The following is a 19,133-nucleotide window of genomic DNA, read 5'->3' as shown; positions in this document are numbered from 1 at the left end:
CGGAGTGCCGTTAAATCACATGCTTATAAAATTTAATCCGAAACTGCGTACCCCTCTCGCTGTCGCTCGTCACATCGATCACGCCGTTCTGGCTGGCAATGATGCTGTGAGCCATCGCAAGCCCTACGCCGATGCTTCCTTCGCTAGCGTTCTTTCCTTTGTAAAAACGTTTGAAAATATAAGGCAAATCTTCTTTGGGAATGCCTTTTCCGTTGTCAGCAATGACGAGTTCCGTAAAGAGCGCGTTTTCGGAAAATGCGATGGCGATCGCTCCGCCTTCAGGCGTATGCTCCACGCCGTTTTTCAAAATATTGATGACCGCTTCGGCCGTCCAATTGAAATCGCCGACAAAAGTGACATTGTCATCGCCCGCGATGGAAACCGTCTGCCCCTTAATATCCATCGGAATCATAACCGGCTCTAATGCCTTTTGGATCAGGTTTTTCATGAGTATTCGATCTTTTTTGAATGGGATGGTCTTCGCGTCAATTTTCGATAGCTTAAGCAAGGAAGAAACAAGCCAATCGATGCGTTCAAGCTGGACGCGAATATGATGGGTGAACTCCGCTCTTTTGGCCGGAGGCAGGTTAGGGGCGCTTAACAAATCAGCCATCACCGTCATGGAGGTGAGCGGCGTTTTGAGCTGATGTGAAATATCGGAGATGGCATCCGTCAATTGAATTTTGTCCCGCTGCAATAGCGACCGGTGCTCCGATAGCATGAGCGTTACTTTGTAAATATCATTCTTTAAAATACTTAGCTCGCCTTCTTGGTTATCGCGAACGTCAAGGGAATCATTGCCGTTGCTTATTTCCCGCAAATAGACGGAAAGCTTCGCCAACTCCCGGTATCTCCAGCTCGTGAACAACAAACTCGTGCCAATAAGCAGCAGGGATACAATGAAAACAAATATCGCCGCCACGGATGAAAAGAAAGCAGCAACCACGGTCGCCGTTATGCCGATCGAGCTCATGACGAGCAATAGCATTTGAATTTCCCGATTGCGCAGCATCTAATCACCGACCTTATAGCCTAAACCGCGTACCGTTTTGATTAAAGCCGGATGCCCTGGATCATCCTCCAGCTTTTCCCTCAGCCTTTTGATATACACCGTTAACGTATTGTCGTTCACGAATTCGCCGGCCACGTCCCAGATTTGCTCTAGGAGCTGACTCCTTGTGAGAACCTGTCCAACGTGGTTGGCGAAGATCAGCAATAAGCGATATTCCAAGGCGGTTAGCGGAATTTCGGCGCCGTTTTTATGCACTTTGCCTTCCAGCGTATTGATTCGAACATGGCCGATGTCGATGATCGATCCGGCGTGGGACGGCTTCTGGTATCTCCGCAAGACGGACTTGATCCGGGAGAGAAGCTCGCGAACCCGAAAAGGTTTGGTAATGTAATCATCGGCTCCCATGTCGAGTCCCATCACGACATTGACCTCATCGTCGATCACCGTTAAAAAGATGACCGGAATGTCTCGCCGCTCCTTCACCATCTTGCACAATTCATAGCCGTTTCCGTCCGGAAGCTGTAAATCGAACAAGCATAAAGCGAACTGATCGATGTCTTCGGCGAGCACCTTTTTGGCCGAAGCGGCATCATGGCAGAGAACGGCCCGATAACCATCTTGCTGCAGCGAATATTCCAGTCCCGACGCGATCGTCTTATCATCTTCGACTAATAAAATTTTCATAGGCAGATCATCCTTACGTTAGAGTAAATTCACTGCTTATGGTAGCGTTCAGCTTAACGGAGCTACCCCACAATCCCCGCTTCGATCAGCTTCCAAACCGCTTCGAACTCTGCTTTGAAATCAATCCGCAGCCAATTGTCTGCATAAGCCGGCGCGGAAAAATAAGAAAAAGCCAGCAAAATGGCATGCAGACGCTTTATGTCCTCAATGCCGCTCGCTGCCTTCAAGCTGCCTGCCAAATCGCCGATGTGCCGAGCGAGTGCCGCCGGATTCCTATCGATATAGGCCGTATACAGCTTAAACATTTCCGGCTCACGCAAATAAGCTTCATATTTCGATCGACTTAATATCCATAACCAGTCGTGCACGATGTCCTTCGTAGACGAGTACTTGTCCGTGTCAAATGGAAAAATCCCCGCCAGTTCATGGTCCAGCCACGACAACGCAAGCTCGGTCCACAACTCTTCTTTGCCCGAAAAATACTTGTAGATCGCCGCGTGAGTTGTCCCCAGCTCAGAGCCGACTTTGGACAGATTAACTTTCACCATCCCGTGTTCGACGACCATTCGATGTGCGGTTTCCAAAATGAGTTCTCTGCTTAAAGTTTTCATGGTCTTATTATACAGATTGGCGAGGTCGGTTACAACTATTGGGTTTTGTAACTCAACATCCTATGCTTAGCTCACTAGCAAGTTACAAATAATAAAATGTGTAACTCGAAAAGGAGAGTCATTTTTATGAAGCTTTCAAATCAAGGAATGGAGCATAACAAAAAGAGGATTGCCGTTATTTGTCTGAATCCAAGCAAAAATTACCGGTTTTCAGCGAAATAAGCTCCATGGCAACCGTTAGAGCCTTGGTGTGCTCAGAAAACATACTACCGGAATCCCGCGAATTTACCATTTTGTCGGGGGCAGTATACATCACTGAATACCCAAAGAAATAGTTGTACACTTAACTTTGACATACAAGTAAAAGATAAAAGCCTAATGGCCCTCTTAGCCAGATAAATATCAGAACCACCTTATTTTGCGGAAGCTTGCGTATGCAGATAAATCCCTTCACCATGAGCCAAACCGGTAAGGCAATTTCGAATATCGCTCCAGGGATGTCAGCCAACAAAAATTAACTGCCAGCTCGGTCCTTTCAAGCGCAATGAAATCCCCATCTTATGACAATAGGAGGGAATTAAGGGATAATGCGGTATTATTACTAAGAGGTGATGTTTTTGAAAAAATTTCTATTACACCAAGGGAGGAAGTATCAGCATGGCTGATTTAAACAAACAAAGAATTGTTGAGAGTGTTCCGCAACGGGGATTTTTTGGACATCCCAAAGGGTTATTTACTCTGTTCTTTACAGAGTTTTGGGAGCGCTTTTCCTACTATGGGATGAAAGCTATCCTTGTTTATTACATGTATTATGAACTGAGTCAAGGCGGACTCGGCATGGATGAGAGTACAGCTCTTGCCATTATGTCTATCTATGGTTCACTTGTCTATATGTCTGGGATTATTGGCGGCTGGTTAGCTGATCGAATATTCGGTGCGTCAAAAGCTGTATTCTATGGCGGCATATTAATCATGCTGGGGCATATCGCCTTGGCCATCCCGGGAAGTATTTCATTATTTTTTGTTTCCATGGTTCTGATCGTGCTGGGTACAGGCTTGCTGAAGCCTAATGTATCCAGTGTTGTGGGGGAAATTTACAGCGAAAGTGACCAACGCCGAGATGCAGGATTCAGTATATTCTATATGGGCATCAACCTGGGGGGATTCATTGCTCCGCTTATTGTAGGAACCGTCGGCATGAATTACAACTTCCACCTGGGCTTTAGCATTGCAGCCGTCGGTATGTTTCTGGGATTAATCATCTTTATCTTTACCAAGAAGAAAAACCTCGGCCTTGCAGGCACTTTAGTGGCAAGCCCGTTAACACAGGCGGAACGGAAAAAAGTGTTCCCTATAGTCGGTCTCGGCGCGGTGCTTCTCGCTGGTATCGTCGCTATTACGATTTCGTTAGGTTTGTTAACGTTTAAATCCTTTATCGCGATCGTAGGTATTCTGGGGATTTTGATTCCAACCCTATATTTTATCGTCATGTTCCGTAGTCCGCGAACGACAAGCGTTGAACGCTCAAGACTCGTTGCTTATATTCCGATGTTTATTGCAGCGATTATGTTCTGGGCTATTCAAGAACAAGGATCAACCATCCTGGCCAATTATGCAGATAAACGTACGCAATTGGATTTTGCCGGACTTCATATATCGCCAGCCTGGTTTCAGTCTTTAAATCCTTTATTTATTATTGCTTTAGCTCCCCTGTTTGCCTGGTTATGGATAAAGCTTGGAAAACGGCAGCCCACGATACCGAAGAAATTCGCCTTAGGCTCATTGTTTGCCGGATTATCCTTTCTTGTGATCCTCTTGCCGACTTACTTTGGCGGGGAGCATTCCTTGGTTAATCCTTTATGGCTCGTTCTCAGCTATTTCATCGTTGTGCTGGGGGAATTATGCCTGTCTCCTGTAGGACTATCGGCAACAACAAAATTAGCGCCCTCGGCCTTCTCGGCCCAGACCATGAGCTTATGGTTCTTATCCAATGCGGCTGCCCAAGCGATTAATGCGCAGATTGTTAGATTTTATTCGCCTGCCAACGAGATGGTATACTTTGGAGTCATTGGAGGAGCGGCAATCCTCCTCAGTATTCTGCTCTTTTCGTTCTCCTCGAAAATTCAGGGGTATATGAAAGGGATAGAGTAAAAGAACTCTTGTCCAGAATAGCAGTGTAGGGGGTAGCTCTATATCATTTGTGAAATGTCTGATTTCCCCCCCCTGAGAATAACGCTTTTCGCCCTATTTATGATACGGTTCACCGTATCTATTGATATGGTAAAATGAATATAAACGAAGGAGGGGCCACAGTAGCCTCTCCCTCACTTTTAATAGTATTACACCCTAACACGAACCTTCTTGACACGCACCTGCTCGCGAATCGTCTCTTGCACCCTGTTTGAAATCTCAGTGTACAAATCGACTTCCTCATTCGTATGCTCTAATGTTGCTACTATGGCATATTTTTGTGGTCCTAATTCCTCTGTGGCCCAAATGCTCTCACATCTTACAACTAGGTAATATGTTGAACCGTAATTCAATTTCTGCTTCGCAGTAAATACAGCTTTTTGCACAGTTCCATTATCCCTTAACGAGGGTGTTGGATACATTTTGCATTCATGGCTACCGAGTTTCCCTGGCGATCCTTCCTCCTTTTTTCTTGCCCTAAAGAATTCAATGACATCTCTTAATTCTCTTCCGCGGATAAGTCTATATGACATTGTTACACCCAAATAATCTAATCTAGTATGTCGTACTGGTGGATCAAATGCTAAGGTTATAGTGATGTGCCTATCGCCATTTACAGAGTTAAAATCCTCCGGTATAGGAATTTCATATATGTGAAATTTATCAAATTCTAAAGAACTTTCAGCAAATAAAGTTACTCGGTTATTGCTTGAAGTCGCAACTCTTTGGACATCTGAGATTCCATAACCGAATGACCGAAATATTTCATCGCTTGTCATTTCAATATTATTAGGTAATTGAGCAGAATGGACAAGTAATGCTCTTATAAGATTTGATGAAGCGTTTGGGAAAATCTTGTATAGTTGTGCAGCCTTATGCGAAACCTGAGGAGCTGCAAAACTTGTTCCAACATCTGTAGTGAATAGTTCATCGGGTATGTTTTTCGACGTACTTACAACAGATAAAGAACGATCATCTCTTATACGCTTTGTTAATCCATCATATAACAGGTTTCCCCCATACTCACAAAGCTCTGGTTTAATAGCTCCTCCAACACCAGGTCCAGTTCTAGTGAATGGAGACGGATGATTTTCCTTCCCAATAACTCTTAGATTAACCCCGCGTTCTATTGTCATTCCACTTATTGCAGGAGCTACGAAGTTAGCACAATAAGAACCAACTGTTAGTGCCAAGGCTGCACTTGCTGGATCAATAATTTTGGACTTCTGGTTGAATAAAAAACCCGGATATTCAGACAAGATGCTCTCTGGATCATCAGGATAATAAAAATGATTCCCGGCTGAAACAACTACAACTATATCGAGCTCTCTGATAAGTTCATCCAAAACAGAAGCCCATAAAGTCTGTTTTCCATCAACATAAACGTTCTCTTCATCTCCTAAAGAGATATTGTAAATTTTACATCCGTATTCATCATAGAAGTACCGTATTGCGTCTCTCATTTGTGTTGTTATTAGCTTTTCATCATCGAATCTATTATTTGAGTTTGTAACTCTTGCACTAAAAATTCTGTATTCTGGTTTGAACGCACCTGATCTTATCAACGTTAGTATATCGCCATATAAAGCTAACCCGGCTACTTTCGTTCCATGCCCTTCCACATCACTTGTCTCACCAAGTTCATCAGGAAAACACGCAGAATCCCCTATTGCCGGCCCTAATAAGGGGTGGCCTTGCATAATCCCACTATCTATAATGCAAATAGACGGACTGCCAGGAGACGGTTGTTGGATTTCAGGTAATGACTCTATCGAGACACTGTTATATTCTCTCGGAATGAAGGTGGGCTGTGGAGGCAAATCTATCATACGCACAATTTCAAGCTCTAGAAGATCATTCAAGAGTTTCCCTGTGACATTAGCTCGTAGAACGCATATAGAACTTCCTAGGTAGTCATCTGTTACCCGCCCTTGATTCTCAGTTATATAACCTCGTATTTCTTTAATTTTATCCCTGCAAACTGAGGCTGCCCCTAAATGCCACAATTCAATATCAACCCAGTATTTAGTTTCAACCTCTATTTTGATCGCTCTTAGTTTTGGCCCCACTCTATCAGCTGGAGTTAACGCTGAGACAGAATTAATATTTGCAAAAATCCCATTATAGCTTGGATTTTCAGATTTATTCTGTGGTCCAGCCTGATATTGTTTTAATCGACTTCTAAATTCAGATAGTTCCTCATCTGACGAGAAGAGAATTAGTGCGTTATTAGGATCTTCACCAATCACTTCAAAACCGCACCTTTTAAGTTCTTCGGCAGGAATTTTATTTTCATAACTTACTTTCAAAATTAACTCTGGTTTTATCCCTTTTGCCTTCGGACGATGATAACTTCTCATCAACAGGTCAATATTCTCTTGGATGTCTTCGCCATGACGTTTATATTCTCTTTGTGGAGCCTGACCAAATCCGGGTCTTTTTCTGCGGTCAAGCTCAAGCTCAACTCTTATCAATGGCAAGTTATCCAACCTTAATTACCTCCCTCGTATATTTTTTGACGATTACGTTCTTTAATTGTCTGTAATTGCATTATGTCATTAGTGAGTGCGGCTATATCATTAAGCAAGCAGAACTTAATACTTTCATGACAAATACGCTCAATTTCAGCATGACTAAGCCCAATCATATTTTCAGCTACTTTATTAAAGTCCAACTCTTTCTTTGGGTAACTGGTGGTTTTCTTCTTTACCAGCAAAACGATTTCTTCGTGCGTTGGCTTGTCAAAATAGATAACTTCGTCAAACCTTCGCCATATAGCCTTATCCAAAAGGCTTTCATGGTTCGTACAAGCAATTATTAAGCTCTGTCCCTCAAAGCTGTCCATGATTTGTAAAAAACTATTTACAACACGCTTTAGTTCCCCGTGTTCATTTGGGTCATTTCTACTCTTGCCGATTGCATCAAATTCATCAAAGAGCATAACCCATGTTTCCTTTGATCCGAAGTCAAATACCTTCCGAATATTGCTTGAAGTGTCCCCCAAATATGAGGATATTATCGAATCAAATCGGTTATATATAATCGGCAAGCCTAGTTCACCAGCAATAGCCTCAGCACATAAACTTTTCCCGCAACCTGGAGGCCCGCAAAAAAGTATCTTTGACTTTGGCCTTAGGTTATATGACTTTAATAGCTCCGATCGCCAAAATTCCTGAATTATTTCATCAATTGCATTTTTGTTTTCTTCCGATAAAATTACATCGGATAAATACTTCTTCGATTTTCTTATTTCAATTAAAGGAACCTCATTTTCGTCCTTAGGTACTGTGACCATATGAGATAACCGACTGAATTTATCAGGTGAGAATGATTGAGAATCAATAATTTTTTGTAGCTGATCAGCCAATGCGTGATGATTCTTCTTTCGTTCTTCCCTAATAATGTCCATCGCGATTTCCCTAAACTTTTTATCTTCGCCACGTTGGTACGACAATAACAGTTTTTTAATAAGGTCTCCTCTAGCCATTCTGCTCACCTCCTTATACCCAGTTACATTCATTATTGATTGGTATTACCTGTTAATATACACAAACTTTGTTCATTTTCTTGGCTCTTCAGCAGAAATCATAAAGATGCTAGGCTTTACACGGAGCCTCTGCAGACATGATTTCTTGCGAACAGCGGCGTATCAATGCAACTTCGCTTGACTAACTAAGCCCATCATTGCCCGCCATTCCAAGTAAAGCCTAGCATTGACTGTCATTGATAACGCATGGAAGCAACTTCTTTTTACCCCTTGACGATCTCAAACAACTTCTCATAAGTGTTGACAACATCGTACTTCAACCGGTCGGAGTTCAACTTGGCGAAGTGTTTACGAGCACATTCAATCTTCGCTTTCTCCACTTCACGTAGTTCCATAGATTCCATGGAGCCTTTCGTTTCAGCAATGAAGTAAATGTGTTTTACATCCCTTTCTTTGAAAACAATCGCCCAGTCCGGGTTGTAATTGCCCATCGGTGTCGGGATAAAAAATCCCCGCGGCAGCTTGGCATACACTCGAACTTCGTTGCTGACATCAAGCTCTTTAGCAAATGCACGCTCGATTTTGGAATCCGTCACGACATAGTCGTAAACGTGCTTCTCAACCGGAATCGCATTTTCTCCTAGTTTCCCGGATAATGTGTTTTTCGTAAATACGTCCGCTTCGAATTTATCATTGAGAACATCATAAGTGATGGATTCAATAATCGTCGTCGCTTTCTGCTCGTTGATCAGCTTGGCGGCACGAAGCATGAATTCCTCCGGGTTTTTGCGGAATTGCAGGAATGTGGCTTCTTTGATTCCCGTTAAAATGGCCACGATCGTTTTTCTCGTCAGCCGCGTTTCGTCCATCAGCTTTCCGACCAGATCATATTTCACCCGAAATTCCGGTTTCACTTCCACAAGCTCTGTTTTGGTTTCTCGCGTCTGAAAGGCTTCCCCCGACTTTAGCTGTTGCTGGGACTCAATTCGATTCATTTCGCCATGCCTGATCGCATATCGGATCGCAGGCACTTGTAAATGACTGTCCAAAGCCCATACACATTTCTTAACAAGTTCCTCGGAGTCGAATTTGACAGTATACACAGATTTCCGATTAATTTGGTTCCAGAGCTCTTGGAATTCCTTTTTATAAAAATTGTTGTTGACCGTAACCGAAGCAATATTGCGATTCCGTTCATTATCAGCCAAATTCGATTTACCCTCTACATAAATCGACTTAACCAATTCGACCAACGGTTCCAGAAAGTCCGTCAATTCCTCAGGAAGTTTGAGACTCTGGTTTTCTACAGCGTTAAAATAAACATCCGTCAAATTGTACTGATCATCCACATAATCATTTTTAATGAACGTGTACAGTAACTTGCTTGCCAAGGCATCTTCTAATTTCAATTGCTCGCCGCGTGCATTCTTCAACACTTTATCCAAGAAGAAGTCGCGATCTGCTTTGCGTGGGCGATCGGACAGCGTTTCGGCGATTTCATTTTGAAGCTGTTTCGCAAATTGCTCGTATGATTCACTGGCGATGACGGTCAGCACATTAATCTCATGAACGTCGATACCCGGTACGCTTGAATCCATACGTTCCCCGTTCTGATTGACACAAAGCCGCAGTCCACGCCCAACTTCCTGACGTTTCTTTATGGTGGAGTCACTGTGTTTCAGGGTGCAAATTTGGAACACATTCGGATTATCCCAACCTTCCTTAAGTGCAGAGTGAGAGAAGATAAACCGAGTGGGTTCCGAGAAGCTAAGCAATCGCTCTTTATCCCGCATTATAAGGTCATAAGCGTCCGCATCATCGGAGTCCGTCTCTCTTGCCGATACCTTCGGATCGACATAACGGTTACTTTTCTTATCGATCGAGAAATAACCCTTATGCGTTTCTTTCACCTGTATCCGATTCAAATACTGAATGTATGGATCATCGGCAAACAGCGACAATTGCTCATTGAGCAAGGCCGTGTATTCTTCCTCAAACATCTCCGCATAAACACCATTAAGCTCCGAACCATCTTTGTCATACTGCCGATACTTCGCTACTTCGTCGATGAAAAAGAGCGAAAGCACTTTAATCCCTTGATGAAACAACGCACGTTCTTTTTCAAAATGGGACTTGATCGTTTCCCGAATCTGAATACGGCGGAAATGCAGTTCTCCTACATCCCCCTGTACGTCACCAGCGTATAAAGTTACGCCGTTTATAAAGCTAATGCTGTTATTTTGTCCATTAATTTCGGACACTTTATATCCCTTGTACTGCTCAAGCTCACCGGATAATTGGTATATATCATCATTTTGTCTGATTTTATGCGTCTTCCTGGCAAGACCCGTTTTTGTCTTCACTTCGAATTCCAGCCGGGCCACCGGAGCCTGCTTCGTGCTCACATCGATGCCTTCCAGATACAGATAGCTGTTCGTGCCACTTGTTCCTTTGGCCGAAATCCCCTTCACGCTGATTTTTTTCACCAGCTTTTTGTTGTATGCATCCAGAGCGTCGAGCCGGTACACTTTGTTGTAATCTTCACGATGCGTCGCCGAATAACGCAAGGTGAACAACGGATGGAAAGCCTTCAGGGATTCTTTCGTCTGCTTGCCTTCAACGGATTGCGGTTCGTCAATGATCAGGATCGGATTCGTGCTCGCCAGAACGTCAATCGGTCTGCGACTGTTGAAGTCATCCAGTTCCATGTAGATTCGCCTTGCATCTTTTCCTCTCGCATTAAAGGCCTGCGAGTTGATGATCATGACATTGATCCCGGCGTCGCTGGCAAATTTCTCGATATGATGCAATTGCTTCGAGTTGTACACAAAGTATCGTGCCTTCGTGCCGTATTCGGACATAAAGTGATCTTCCGTGATCTGGAACGTCTTGAGCACACCTTCACGAATGGCGATAGAAGGAACAACGACAATAAACTTGCTCCATCCGTACTTTTGATACAGTTCAAACATGGTACGGATGTAAGTGTAGGTTTTGCCTGTCCCGGTTTCCATTTCGATCGTCAGATTATATTTGCCTTCAAGCTTCTCGGATATTTTCAGACCGTTCTTCCGTTGCACCGTTTGGATGTTTTTCAAGATTTCCTGATCAATCAATTGAATGGCGTTGTTCTTGAATCCGATGTTCGCTTGTTCGGTATTCGCAAGATCATCCATGACCATTTGTTCCGGCTTTTGTCTTCTGCCGCGGTCAAGGGTAAATCGGGACAACTCATTAGGCTGCCCCTCAAAGCAATCCACGATACTTTTTACGGCGTCCAACTGAAACTGCTGATGTTTGAATTTGATCTTCAATTTGAGCTCACCACCTTAAAGCACTTGAATTTCTGTGCTCGGAGAGAGCATCTTGAACAATTCTTCTACATTGATGCGAGCAGAATCATCTTCAAAGGAACTGTCGCGGAATACAACCCGAAGCGGATGTTCTGCTGCAATTTGTTTCATAACGGATTCCGGCACGTTATCATCAAAACATGCAATTAAAGAGTTTCCGGCGACATAGTGGACGGTCTTCCCTTCAAGCTGCTTCGTTTCCATTGGCAACGAAAGCTCAAGGCCGAGTTCCAGCATGACCTGGATGAGCAAATCTTCCCCGCTCCGATCTTCTTTGATATTTGAGGCGAGATCGAACATATCGCCCTGTTTCAGCTTGTCCGGTGTATAGAAAACATCCTTCATATTCGAAGAATCCACGCGGAACACCCGGAAGCCGTAATCAATGTCGGCTCCCGTTTCTTCTTTGATCTTCTTCGCGGCACGGCGGATGCGTTCTTTGCCGATTTCGCAGATGTTTTTTAATCCAAGATTTTGAGCTTCAGCTGTCTCATCAATTGCTTCAGGTACTTGAACCATAATAAACTTACGAGTAGCATTATCACTTGAGTTCAGTTTCAAAACAGCTTCAGCAGTAGTGGCAGAACCAGAAAAAAAGTCAAGTATTATATCCGACGTGTCCGTCACTTGCTCAAAGAGTTGTTTCAAGAGCGAGGTTGGTTTAGCATAATTAAATATAGGTATATCAAAATGCTCTTTTATTACTTTTGTGCCTTCTGAATTCATTCCAACATCCGTAAGTAATGTGGAAATTGGATCAACATCTTTTTTCAATTCATTCATAAATCTTTTTAACATAGGACGCTTACTTTCATCGTCGGGAAAATAAATTCTATTTTCTTCTATCATTTTTTGCATTGATTCAGGAATATAGGCCCAAACTCTATTAGGGTTTGCTTTGAAAACCCTTCCTGTTTTAGGATCTACTAAATCATAGAATTGGTTCGGTCTTTGATCTTTTGTCATTCCCACTGTCAGATTATCAAGCATCCAAGGCCCTCTCGGGTCATTATCAGGATTTTTATATGATGAATATGTTTTAGCTTTGCCTTTAAATGTTACCCCAGGGTTTTTACCGTATGCTAGTACATACTCATGATCAGTAGAAACAAGATTTGCAGCTAAAGCTGAAGAAGTTCGTCTTTTCCAAACAAAACATCCAATAAATGAATATTTTCCAAATACCTCGTCACATATTTTTCTCAAATTATGTAGCTCATTATCATCTATACTAATGAATATAACCCCATCATCTTTTAGCAAGCTTCTAGAAATGTGCAATCTTGAATACATCATAGTCAACCAATCACTATGAAAACGACCATTTGAAGTTTGATTGGAAACTAATCGATTTCCATACTCATCAAGTTGACCTGATTCCTCAAGGTACTTCTCAATCGATTCTCGAAAATCATCTCTATAAATAAAATCGTTGCCTGTATTATACGGTGGATCAATATAGATGCACTTAATTTTATTCAAGTAGGACTCCTGAAGAAGTTTCAACACTTCAAGGTTATCCCCTTCAATATACAAGTTTTGCGTATTGTCCCAATCCACGCTATCTTCCTTGACCGGACGCAACGTCTTATCAGTCGGCGTATTCGCATTCAGGATTGCTTGTTTCTTACCGGGCCAAGTAAGCTGATACCGTTCTTTTTCGCCTTCAACCAGAACATCGGAAAGTTCCTGCTTCAACAAATCAAAATCAACGGCTCGAATCACTTTGCCATGTTCGTCTCTTGCTTCAGTAATGACGTTTGGGAACAACTCAGCAATCTTATCGATATTGGCTTGGGTCAAATCCACCGATTTCATCGTTAGTTTATTCATGACACGCCTCCGATTACTTAATCAAGTAGTTGATTCAATTCTTTTCTCTTTCGTTGCAGTTCCATGTTCAATTCAACTTTCTTGTTGAATTGTTTTTCGGCCCGTATCTTGGACTCTAGCCGCTCACATTCTTGCGTCAGCTTGTCAATTTGGGCTTGCCGCTCCAAAACGGCTGTAAGCTCGATTTCCGGCTTCGCCTTTATTGGAAGCAGTTGACGGATGATGTTCTCGTAAACAGCTTTTAGATCGAGTCCTTGTAGGATGTTCAGCTCGATACTCTCCACCGGCTGCCAGTCCGTCTCATGGTAGGAACGAATGACAGACCGATTTTCGTCGGATTGATTTCGCTCTTTATACGCCATGGCGAGCTTGGCCTGTCCCTCATACATCAGTACATGCAAGATTGGATAGGGAATCGCCTTATCCATGCTCCGCAGCAATTCAAGGGAGTAAGATTGCTCCTTCAATTGAACTTCAAATATCTGAATTTCTTCAATATCCTCTTTCGGTTCAAGACGAATCGTATCCTTGGATAGCTTGTGCTTCCAGATGATCGATTCGACTTGTTCGGTAAACAGTTCTTTGAGGTGATAATTGGCTTGCAACTTCTCATAAAATTTGTTCTTCGGAATTTTACGGTTTACAAGCGTGCTTGAAGGCAATTGAAACATCATGCATGCACCTGCCTGATGACGACAAAGGTGAGGAGTTCAAAGTCCTCAAGCCCTTTAATCGAGTCGATCAATGCTGTCGTACCTCCCGAACTAAACAAGCTGTCCAGATCGTTTTCTTCTTTCACCTGTACAATCGAGCGGATGGTTTCTTCCAATAGCATGGAATACGTGTCCATCTTTTTGCCGTCTTTCGTCGCTTGATTGAAGCTGCGGCAAGCATCCATCATCGGTTCGGATTGCCCTCTGCATAGAGCTCGCAGGATATCAAGTGTCTTTTTGACATCCATATGATTGGTGACGACTTCACCATCTTCGCTCATGTAGACGAGATAGAAGGGATGTAGCCGGTTCTGCTTGTCGGGATTCAGTTCCTCATTGACGTTGCGAAGAACAAAGATGACGCCGGGCTTTGCTCCCTTCTCTTCGTCAGCAGCCACAACCGCATGCAGTCCGCTCGGAACGGTATCAAGTTCTCCGTTCTCCTTGACATAGTTCACCAAGTCCATGCGAAAATCGTTCAGGCCCAAATCGGTGATGGAGACGCCCGTGTTCATGTCATCCAGATCGACGACTTCCTTCTGCAAACGATGAAGCTGCTGCTTCCGATATTCCAGATCGCTGGATTGATTGAACAGGACGTTATCATCGCCAGTCGCCGTCATATCCATGATGACCATGCGATTCTCAACCCGCTCTTTCAACTGAATGTATTCATCCAGCGTCATGTTGGGCCAGAAGTTCACCAATTGAATCTCCTTGTTCTGCGACCCAATCCGATCTATACGACCAAATCGTTGAATAATCCGCACTGGATTCCAATGAATGTCATAGTTGATGAGATAGTCGCAATCTTGCAAGTTTTGCCCCTCGGAAATACAGTCGGAAGCGATCAGCAGGTCAATCTCGCCTTTTACATCCGGCATGGTGAGTTTCTTCTCCTTGGATCGCGGCGAGAAGCAGGTCAACAATGTGCTTATATCGTTCCGCAAACCGGCGGTGTTTTTGTTCTCGTCGCTGCCGACGATTTTGGCCGTATCGATATTGTACTTGGCCTTCATATACTCCGACAAATGCGTGTACAAGTACGCCGCGGTATCCGTGAACGCACTGAAAATGATGACTTTGCGGTTGCCGGGATTGATCGGATGATTGATTTTGTGATCAATAACCTGCTTTAATGTGTTTAGCTTCGCATCGTGTTCAGGCGTTACTTTCTGCATTTCGGTCAGCAAGGCGGAAAGAATGTTGTGGTCGTTCATCAAATCTTCTTTCCAGCGAAGAACATCCATATCGGACAAATTGATCTTGATCGTATCCCCGATGCTGAAATCATCGTCCAGCCAATCGTCATCGTCCAGATTGGCATCCTCAATATCGGTATAACCTACAGCGTCGGATTTCCCGCTTCCCTCGAAGGCTTCGATTTGCTGAAGCGTCTGATCAATTTTGGAGACAATCTTGGAAAGGGTCAATCGGAAAGATTCCACCGAACTTTCCAGGCGTTTCAGCAGGTTGATCCGCATCAAGAGCTGCAAGCTGCCTTCGCGATCCATCTGCCTGAAGTTCCCGCTCCCGCCCCTTACGCTGGTGTCATACAACTCTTCATAGAAACGCAGTCGGCTCGGTTGAATATATTTGAATGGTGCATAGATGCCGAGATTGATTCTGGACAATTCTATAAAGATTTCATTATACCCGATAACATCCGCTCTGTCGGTCAAATCGCAAAACTTCGAGAGAGGCGGCAGCCGCCTTGGGAACTCGCCGATCTCCTCCGCTTTGTAATACTTCTGGATATGCTTGCGTGACCGAGCGATCGTCAAGCTGTCCAGCAGCTCAAAAAAGTCGAAGTCGAGCATACCAAGAAGCGTCTCCGTTGTACGTTCAGCAACATCCATCTTAGACCATTGGTTAAACGCGGACTGGGCTCGTTTGAAGATGTCGTTAATCCCCCGCTCCGTGCCCAACTTGCTGTTGATTTCCTCTGGATTTCCTTCATAAGCCAAGGCAAGCTGGTTGCGAAGATCCATGAACTTGTTGTTCACCGGAGTAGCGGAGAGCATGAGCACTTTCGTTTTCACGCCGCTTTTCAACACTTTCCGCATCAGCTTCTGATACCGCGTCTCTTTATCTTTCTTGGCTTCGTTGTTACGGAAATTATGCGACTCATCAATGACGAGCAGATCGTAATTGCCCCAATTCAACCGGTCAAGCGGGATATTGTTTGATTTGCCTCTTTCCCGCGATATGTCCGTATGGTAGAGTACATCATAGCGGAATCGGTCAGCATACAAAATATTGTTGGTTACATTCTGTTTATAGGTAAGCCAGTTGTCGCCGAGTTTCTTGGGACATAGCAACAATACGGACTTGTTGCGAAGTTCATAGTATTTAATGATGCCAAGAGCCGTGAATGTTTTTCCCAGACCGACGCTGTCTGCCAGGATGCATCCATTGTATTTTTCCAGTTTATTAATCGCACCAAGAACCGCATCTTTCTGGAAGTGATAGAGACGTTTCCAGATTTCCGTCTCTTTGAATCCAGTTGCTTCGTTGGGCAATATGTCTTCTGTGATGTCCGATAGGAACTCGTTGAAAATATTGTACAAAATGACATAGTAAATGAACTCCGGAGAGTTCTCTTTATACACCGATGAAATATGCTCCACAACTTGGTTCGTGACATCTTCAAGCTTGCTTTTGTCATTCCATACCTGATCGAACAGATCGAAATACATTTTGGTAAACGGAGCTTCCGTGAACTTGTTCACCATCTTGGAGAGAGCATTGCCCTTTTCATAACCAAGATCAACGGTCGTAAAGCCATCGATCGGCATATAGGTGATCGGCTCGTTTGCAGTCTGCACATTCAGCATGCCTTGCATTGAACCTGAAGTACGGTTCGATTTGAACGTGACTTTTTTACGAATCCAGTCACTGCACTCTTTTGCAATCGCTTTGAGTGTCAATTCGTTTTTGAGCCGGATTTCAAATTCGGTGCCGTACAAGCTTTTTTCCCGGTTCCGTTTCGGGATATAAAATTCCCGCTTCTCCTTTTTTATGCTATCCGCAATAAAGGTGGGAGAGGTGAAGATGAACCGGACTTCTTCCACCTGATTCAGTTCTTTCATTAAGGCTTCATAGGCATAAATGGAGAAGCATGATGCAGCAATCGATACTTTGCTGCCTTTGCGAACTTCAAGTTTCAAATTTTCGCCGAGAAGATTGTCGATATTATTGATGATTTCCATAGTTCACCTCTTGTTCCGCCCGAAACCACGCAACTTTTCCTATTCGACATCCCCCGCTGAAATTCCTTGTTTGAAGTAGTTCTGATTTCCTATTTGAGGAAATATATTGTTCGATGATGACTTTTGTAACGTGAATTGGGTGTTGAACTTGAAAAAATGGATGTTTCGGCCTCAGCACCGCCTTACCCAGGCAAGAATCCCAATGAAACAAGCCAAAAGTCCACAAAATCATCCGATGAAGGGTTACTGTCGGCTGATCAATATTCTATATATCGTCAATATTGATAAATTGTAACGTACCAATGCAAATAAAAAGCCGAATTCGTTTTGAATCGGCCCACTAAGTTATATCTCAGAATTGATAGTAAGCTCAATTCGAGAAATTTATCCCCCCAAATCCTGCCTTTCGGCCATCGCTATTTGTGAAAAAAAGTGAGGTTCGCAATCCCCCGCCGCGATATCGATTCTGTTGTCTAGTAGAGACTAATACCGACAGTTATTCGCATTGCTTCAGTTGCTTTGAGTACGGGAACCATCGTTCAGAACGCCTTTTACGTATGACTTTAACTGCTCAGGTTCAACGTAAAGTACGGCATTTCCGTTCACTGATTTTTCTTGTATGAGTTCCATCGGCGGCAATTGAATGCTGTCAATGCTTTCCCTGTCGATCTCAAAGCCCAGCTTGCCCAGCTTTATCATATCATCGACATTGAGGTTCGTTTCGATATACGGCTCGAAAAAAAGTATTAGTTTTGGAAGCTCCGTAACTTTCGTTCTAGTAAGCAACTCTATGACGACAGCTTTCAGAAACTTTCGTTGCCGTTCCGTACGGGCGAAATCGCTCATTGCATCGTGCCGGAATCGAACGTACTGTAATGCCTGTATTCCGTCCAAGTGCTGATAGCCCTTTTTCAAATGGATTTCGTACATTGAGTCTTCATTGGAATCGACATAGTTCATATTTTTCTCTACTTCTAGGTCAATGCCGCCAATTGAGTCAATCAATCTGATAAAGCTCTGCATATCCATGTACAAATAATATTGGATTGGAATACCCGTCAATTCTTCTGCTGATTTCATTGCCAAACTGGAACCACCCATTGTAATTGCCCTGCTGATACGATCCTCACCATAACCCGGAATATTTACATATGTATCACGGAGAATGGAGAGCAATTTCATTTTTTTCGTTGCAGGGTCGATAGAAACAATCATCAAGCTGTCCGCAGAATGAATCTCGTCTTTCTTCCGGGAATCGCCGCCCAATAACAGAATATTAATCCTGTCCGTACTCTCCCACTTTGCAGGAGCGGTTGTCTGAGCCGCTGGTGCTTGGCTTTCATTTGTCACCGCCGTCTTGGTCGTTACCGTTGCCTTCCCAAGAGCGTCATTAAACGTCAGATAGTATTTGAAAAAGAAAAACAGACCTGCAAGCAATGCCAGTAAATAAGGTATCGTTAATACAGCAATAGGCAATACCAAATTCGTTCCGCCTGACGCTGTGATCTCTGCTTCCCGTGACTCACGCTTATTCTGGTCTTGGACAATGGCGGTTATTTTCCTTTTTGCTTGATGCAGATACAACTTGTTTGCAAAAATGCCCAGCACCGGTTTAGGGATGCAACAGATAACCAGCACCAATGGGAGAAGGCCGGGGCTCTCGATCGGGTTCCATTCACTGAACACCGAGGCAACAATCACGTTGCTCCAAACAAACCAAATGATGAGATAGAAGACACAGTAAAGGTACATCTTTCGGTACATCAGCCAGTAAGCATCAAACAGAAAGGCAGGCCAGTTCCAACGGCTATTGCGTCTCCATTTCTGTAAGTATACATCGGCGTTTTTGCCAATGAACCAAGAAATCTCTTCTTCGGAAACACCACTCGTTTGGGTCTCAGTGATGTTCTGCGGTCGATGATAACTGGTACTATTACCGGCATCTATTCGTTGCCCGCATTGCCCGCAAAAATTTTGATTGTCCTGTAGTGTATGTCCGCAATTTGTGCAGTTCATGTCTAACTCCTTTGCCGTAATC

The 19,133-nt window shown here is 43.6% G+C and carries 11 protein-coding genes; 1 reads left to right on the top strand and 10 read right to left on the bottom strand.

Going from position 1 to position 19,133, the window contains the following annotated elements; genetic code table 11:
* Window positions 1-10: 10 nt before the first annotated feature.
* The 3 genes from NYE74_RS03990 to NYE74_RS03980 form a co-directional block, all read right to left on the bottom strand.
* Entirely contained in the window at window positions 11-1,012 is a 1,002-nt protein-coding gene (locus NYE74_RS03990) for a sensor histidine kinase (protein WP_316560581.1), read from the bottom strand.
* The gene (locus NYE74_RS03985; protein WP_036618375.1) at window positions 1,013-1,696 is read right to left on the bottom strand and encodes a response regulator transcription factor; all 684 of its coding nucleotides are present in this window, start codon (window positions 1,694-1,696) and stop codon (window positions 1,013-1,015) included. It lies immediately after the preceding gene.
* A gap of 62 nt (window positions 1,697-1,758) precedes the next feature.
* Entirely contained in the window at window positions 1,759-2,280 is a 522-nt protein-coding gene (locus NYE74_RS03980) for a TetR/AcrR family transcriptional regulator (RefSeq protein ID WP_082207608.1), read from the bottom strand.
* Window positions 2,281-2,964: 684 nt separating this feature from the next.
* Here NYE74_RS03980 and NYE74_RS03975 point away from each other — a divergent pair.
* On the top strand, window positions 2,965-4,458 hold the full coding sequence (locus tag NYE74_RS03975) for a peptide MFS transporter (RefSeq protein ID WP_316560580.1): 1,494 nt from the start codon (window positions 2,965-2,967) through the stop codon (window positions 4,456-4,458).
* Window positions 4,459-4,646: 188 nt separating this feature from the next.
* Here NYE74_RS03975 and NYE74_RS03970 read toward each other — a convergent pair whose 3' ends face one another.
* From NYE74_RS03970 to NYE74_RS03940, 7 genes are all read right to left on the bottom strand, one after another.
* A complete protein-coding gene (locus NYE74_RS03970; protein WP_124332281.1) occupies window positions 4,647-6,986 on the bottom strand; it encodes a S8 family peptidase in 2,340 nt (779 codons plus the stop codon).
* A 2-nt stretch (window positions 6,987-6,988) separates the two neighbouring features.
* Entirely contained in the window at window positions 6,989-7,984 is a 996-nt protein-coding gene (locus tag NYE74_RS03965; protein ID WP_124332280.1) for an AAA family ATPase, read from the bottom strand.
* A 263-nt stretch (window positions 7,985-8,247) separates the two neighbouring features.
* Complete coding sequence (locus NYE74_RS03960) at window positions 8,248-11,298, bottom strand: type III restriction-modification system endonuclease (protein ID WP_124332279.1); 3,051 nt, start codon at window positions 11,296-11,298, stop codon at window positions 8,248-8,250.
* Between the two features lie 15 nt (window positions 11,299-11,313).
* Entirely contained in the window at window positions 11,314-13,170 is a 1,857-nt protein-coding gene (locus NYE74_RS03955; protein ID WP_124332278.1) for a site-specific DNA-methyltransferase, read from the bottom strand.
* A gap of 17 nt (window positions 13,171-13,187) precedes the next feature.
* Window positions 13,188-13,844 carry a DUF4391 domain-containing protein gene (locus tag NYE74_RS03950; protein ID WP_316560579.1) on the bottom strand — a complete coding sequence of 219 codons (657 nt, stop codon included), beginning with the start codon at window positions 13,842-13,844 and terminating at the stop codon, window positions 13,188-13,190.
* Entirely contained in the window at window positions 13,841-17,095 is a 3,255-nt protein-coding gene (locus NYE74_RS03945) for a helicase-related protein (RefSeq protein WP_316560578.1), read from the bottom strand. Before NYE74_RS03945 ends, NYE74_RS03950 begins: the two co-directional genes overlap by 4 nt.
* A gap of 510 nt (window positions 17,096-17,605) precedes the next feature.
* A complete protein-coding gene (locus NYE74_RS03940) occupies window positions 17,606-19,111 on the bottom strand; it encodes an LCP family glycopolymer transferase (RefSeq protein WP_316560577.1) in 1,506 nt (501 codons plus the stop codon).
* Window positions 19,112-19,133: the final 22 nt, after the last annotated feature.

It is taken from the genome of Paenibacillus sp. FSL P4-0127 (genome assembly GCF_038007325.1).
Taxonomy (GTDB): domain Bacteria; phylum Bacillota; class Bacilli; order Paenibacillales; family Paenibacillaceae; genus Fontibacillus; species Fontibacillus macerans.
Note: the sequence above shows the minus strand (reverse complement) of the source record. Positions and strands in the feature narration are given on the sequence as shown.